Origin of the sequence: Phytobacter sp. V91 (assembly GCF_965644225.1) — a bacterium.
Taxonomy (GTDB): Bacteria; Pseudomonadota; Gammaproteobacteria; order Enterobacterales; family Enterobacteriaceae; genus CBFFRJ01.
This window is the reverse complement of the sequence record NZ_CBFFRJ010000229.1, coordinates 1-3,934: the sequence shown is the minus strand read 5'-3', so window position 1 is coordinate 3,934 and position 3,934 is coordinate 1. Positions and strand designations below refer to the sequence as shown.

4 protein-coding genes and 2 pseudogenes are annotated in these 3,934 nt (G+C 52.0%); 5 read left to right on the top strand and 1 reads right to left on the bottom strand.

The features are described 5' to 3' along the window. Positions 1-281: 281 nt before the first annotated feature. From ACSZO4_RS25010 to ACSZO4_RS25000, 3 genes are read left to right on the top strand one after another with little or no spacing between them, the layout of a single operon-like run. Positions 282-950 (top strand): nucleoside recognition domain-containing protein, encoded by a 669-nt coding sequence (locus tag ACSZO4_RS25010; RefSeq protein WP_437891797.1) that lies wholly within the window; start codon positions 282-284, stop codon positions 948-950. Beyond that, the gene (locus tag ACSZO4_RS25005) at positions 943-1,410 is read left to right on the top strand and encodes a YjiG family protein (protein WP_437891796.1); all 468 of its coding nucleotides are present in this window, start codon (positions 943-945) and stop codon (positions 1,408-1,410) included. Before ACSZO4_RS25010 ends, ACSZO4_RS25005 begins: the two co-directional genes overlap by 8 nt. 23 nt (positions 1,411-1,433) lie before the next feature. Then, positions 1,434-2,537, top strand: a complete 1,104-nt coding sequence (locus ACSZO4_RS25000; RefSeq protein ID WP_437891795.1) for a M20 peptidase aminoacylase family protein — start codon at positions 1,434-1,436, stop codon at positions 2,535-2,537. 335 nt (positions 2,538-2,872) lie between these two features. Here ACSZO4_RS25000 and ACSZO4_RS24995 read toward each other — a convergent pair. Further along, positions 2,873-2,965: pseudogene (locus ACSZO4_RS24995) on the bottom strand (IS3 family transposase); the annotation flags it as partial. Between the two features lie 194 nt (positions 2,966-3,159). On the opposite strand from ACSZO4_RS24995, the gene ACSZO4_RS24990 reads away from it, so the two are divergent. Together ACSZO4_RS24990 and ACSZO4_RS24985 are read left to right on the top strand one after the other, a co-directional pair. Beyond that, the gene (locus ACSZO4_RS24990; RefSeq protein WP_437891794.1) at positions 3,160-3,462 is read left to right on the top strand and encodes a helix-turn-helix domain-containing protein; all 303 of its coding nucleotides are present in this window, start codon (positions 3,160-3,162) and stop codon (positions 3,460-3,462) included. A gap of 209 nt (positions 3,463-3,671) precedes the next feature. Continuing rightward, positions 3,672-3,836, top strand: a pseudogene (locus ACSZO4_RS24985) (IS30 family transposase); the annotation flags it as partial. Between the last annotated feature and the right edge of the window lie 98 nt (positions 3,837-3,934).

Sequence of the window (3,934 nt, the reverse complement as noted above, 5' to 3'; positions counted from 1 at the left end):
GGGCGGCTCATGGTTTGTCGGCGCCTTTGAGGCGCTCACCCTAAAGCCTCCGGCTCTGCCGGAGGATACTTACTCCGCCAGGCGGCTGGCGATCGGGGAAAGTAATTATATAAAAATCTTATGGTAATTATTAACCCATTCCAGGTATGGATGCTTTTGGCTTAAAAACCGCCAGGCGACAGTTTTTATCGTCATAAAAAACAATAAACAGCATCGATTCTTATTAATCACAGTCATGACAGGAAAAATAATCTGAGGAGTAAAGTGTGAGTGAAACTAATATGCAGAAAAATACCTCTGCCCAGGTGAATGACGAATGGCATGTCGGACCAGGGGCGTGGATAGCATTGATCGTCGTACTGCTGGTTTTCTCCGGCATCTTTTTTAAGATTGAGGGCATGGCGTGGCTGGGCGCGTTTGATTTTACCACCCTCGGCGGCGGCTTTGGCACCATGAAAACGCCGGAAAGCAACACCTTCCTCGGCAGCGGCGGCGTCAGTGCGAAAGCGGGCTTTTTGTTTGCGCTGTCGCTGGTGCCTACGGTGATGCTGGCGCTGGGGTTGCTGGAGATTTTTACTCACTACGGCGCTATTCGTGCCGCGCATAAGCTGTTAACCCCTCTGCTGCGCCCTTTGCTTGGGATCCCCGGCTACACCGGACTTGCATTAATTACCGATCTGCAAAGTACCGATGCCGGCGCCGCACTCACCAAAGAGTTGTATGACAGTAAAAAAGTCACCCGTAAAGACATCGTGATTATGGGCGCCTGGCAATATTCCGGTGCCGGTCTTATCAATAATTATTTCTCTATTGGTTCGGCAATGTTCGCCTCATTTACCATCCCTATTATCATTCCGCTGTTATTAATGTTTGTTCTGAAATTTGTCGGTGCGGGCATGGTTCGCCTGGCGTTGAATACCATTTATAAGAAGGATTTTGCAGATGAGTAATCAGGTGAAAGCGCCAACTAACCCGTTTGATATTTTTGTTATCGGCGCGCGCAAAGGATTTAATATTGCCATCAATAATCTGATGCCGAATGTATTAATGGCTTATGTTATTGCCGAAATGCTCAATCTGCTCGGCATTATGCAGATTGTTGGCCACGTTTTTGCGCCAGTGATGGGGGTCTTTGGCCTGCCAGGCGAAGCGATTACCGTTCTGCTGACGGCGTGGCTCTCTTCCTCGGCCGGAACGGGGGTTGCCGTCAGCCTCCTGACGAAGGGGGCGCTGGATATCACGCAAATAACCATTCTTGCCCCGGCCATCTTCCTGATGGGATCGCAGTTGCAGTATATGGGGCGCTTACTGGGTGTGGCGGATGTACCGAAAAAGTACTGGCCCATGCTGATGGCGGCCAGTGTGTTTAATGCCGTGATCGCCATGCTGGTGATGCGAGTTATTGCCTGAAACAATTAAACAAGGAGCAACAGGTGTCACAAATCATCGCGCACTTTAATTACCTGCATCAAATTCCGGAGCTGGGTTTCGAAGAGTTTAAAACCTCCGCCTACATCGCCGAAGCACTGGTTTCATCAGGTTTTCAGGTCACCCGGAATGTGAATGGCACTACGGGGATTGTCGCTGAACTGGATAGCGGTAAACCCGGACCCGTGCTGGCGCTGCGCGCCGATATGGACGCGCTCGGGCATATTATCGACGGACAGTTCGAAGCCCGGCATACCTGTGGCCATGATGGTCACTCGTCGGTGGTGCTGACCACCGCGCAGGAGATAATCGCCGAGGGCGGGGTAAAAAAAGGCCGGTTAAAGATCCTCTTTCAGCCTGCGGAAGAGCTGGGAACCGGGGCTATCGCTTTAACCGAGGCTGGCGTGCTTGACGATGTGGATATGCTGCTGGGTTTCCACCTGCGGCCGCTGGAAGAGTGCCCGATGGGGATGGCTGTTCCGGCGATGTATTACTCGGCATCGGCGACGGTTGAAGTGGATTTTCACGGCAAGGCGGCCCATGCGGCACGCCCGCAGCTGGGGGTGAATGCGCTGGATGCGGCAGCCCACGCGGTGCAGGCAGTGAACGGCATCCATCTTTCGCCGTCCCTCACCTGGAGCGCGAAAGCCACCCGTTTTCTTTGCGATGCCGGGGTGACCAACTCTATTCCGGCGACGGCGAGGGTGTGCTGGGATCTGCGCAGTGCAGAAAACGAAGGTATGGATGAGCTGAAAATGCGGGTTGTGCGCGCCATTGAGAGCAGCGCCGCCGCTTACGGTGCAAGCGTTGATATTCGCATTCTTAAGGAGATGCCCGCGGCAATCATTGATGATGAGGCCACAGAGGTTATCCGTGGAGCCATTGTTGAGGTGTTCGGCGAGCAGGGTCTCAGCGCCCCAAAAAGCACGCCAGGCAGTGAAGATTTCTTCCACTATTTGCGTCTGCGCCCTGAAGTTAAAGGCGGCTTCTGGGGCCTTGGCGCTAACCTGACGCCGGGTTTACACCACCCGGAGATGACCTTTGACCGTGAAGCCCTGGGCCTGGGTGTGAAGGTGTTTAAAGCCTGCGTGCGCCGCGTACTGGGGTAATCGCCTGGCGTTGTAGCTCGCTGGCTTAGGGCTGAGGTATCCCCGGAAATAATACCTGCACGGACAGTCCCCTCTCCCTGGGGTTGAGGGATCCCCAGAAAAAAATGCCCGCACGGACTGTTCCCTCTCCCTTGGGGGTGAGGGATCCCCGGATAAAATATCCGCACGGACAGTCCCCTCTCCCATTTTGGGAGAGGGCTAGGGTGAGGGGAAACATACGGGCTGTAGTGGTTATTCCGTACACTTTATGTTCAGTGCTTCTCTGTCGCCATATCACCTGTGAACGTGCCAGGGCGGCTCAAGGTGCACTGAACCCCAGACCCTGGACACCTTTTTTATTCATATCTTTCTGTCTGAGTCCGGTATGCCATCGGACTCATCTCACCGGTTTTCAGACTGATCCTTTCGGTATTGTAGTAACGGATAAACATCTTGCATGCTCTTCACTGAAGTACCCGAATGCGTCTTCAGCTTTTCAGTATTGATGCATGAATACCTTATCTTACCCCGTCGCAATTGCATTTTATAGCTTTACATCTATATAGATTTAAACCTATATTTCCTCCTCCTGATCGGGAATTCACTCACTGGCTGAACACATCAAAAGAGAAGGAGTAACGCGATGGGCAGAACGCTGGAACAGCTTATTGCGGATGAAAAACCTGAAGTCGTGGCCGAAGCTCAGGCGATGGCGGCGGACATCCTGCTCAACATTCACCTTGCTGAACTGCGAGAGAAAGTACAGAAAACACAGGTCGAAATGGCACAGGCGCTGGGTATCCGGCAGCCTACCGTTGCTGGAATGGAAAAACCAGGCCGCGACCTGAAGCTTTCCACGCTTAAACGCTACGTTGAGGCGACTGGCGGCAAGCTACGCCTGGATATTGAACTGCCGGATGGCTCTCACTACGAATTTGTTGTGTAGATGCAAGCCATCTTTGCAGCATAAAAAATCCCGCTTAAGTTGCCTTAAGCGGGATCTTCAAATTAGGCTCCTTTGACAGGTATTGCCTCTGCCTGCTTAAACGCTTCGCTTCATGTGTTGCTCGTTCTACGATGTTCTCTGCAAAGGAAGGGGAGCCAGAAAGAGCATCAAAAAGTTGGCTCGAAGCGAGATTCTGTCCAAAGATCCCGAACAGATTACTCAGGCTGTATTTTCCAAAAGGGACTTACTTATCGGTTCACAGTCAGCAAAAACTAAATAGTGTTGCCAGACGTGTCAACGAGAGGCCAAGAAAAACGCTGGACTATGAATTACCCGCAGAGCGTTTTAACCAATGTGTTGCACCCATCGGTTGAACTCACAGCCAGAAGTGGGCGTTGCTAAGGAAGGTGCGATTTAATCGTCAGTTATGAGAACATAAGGCTTTCTTTGCCATAGATTTTTCACGATGCCC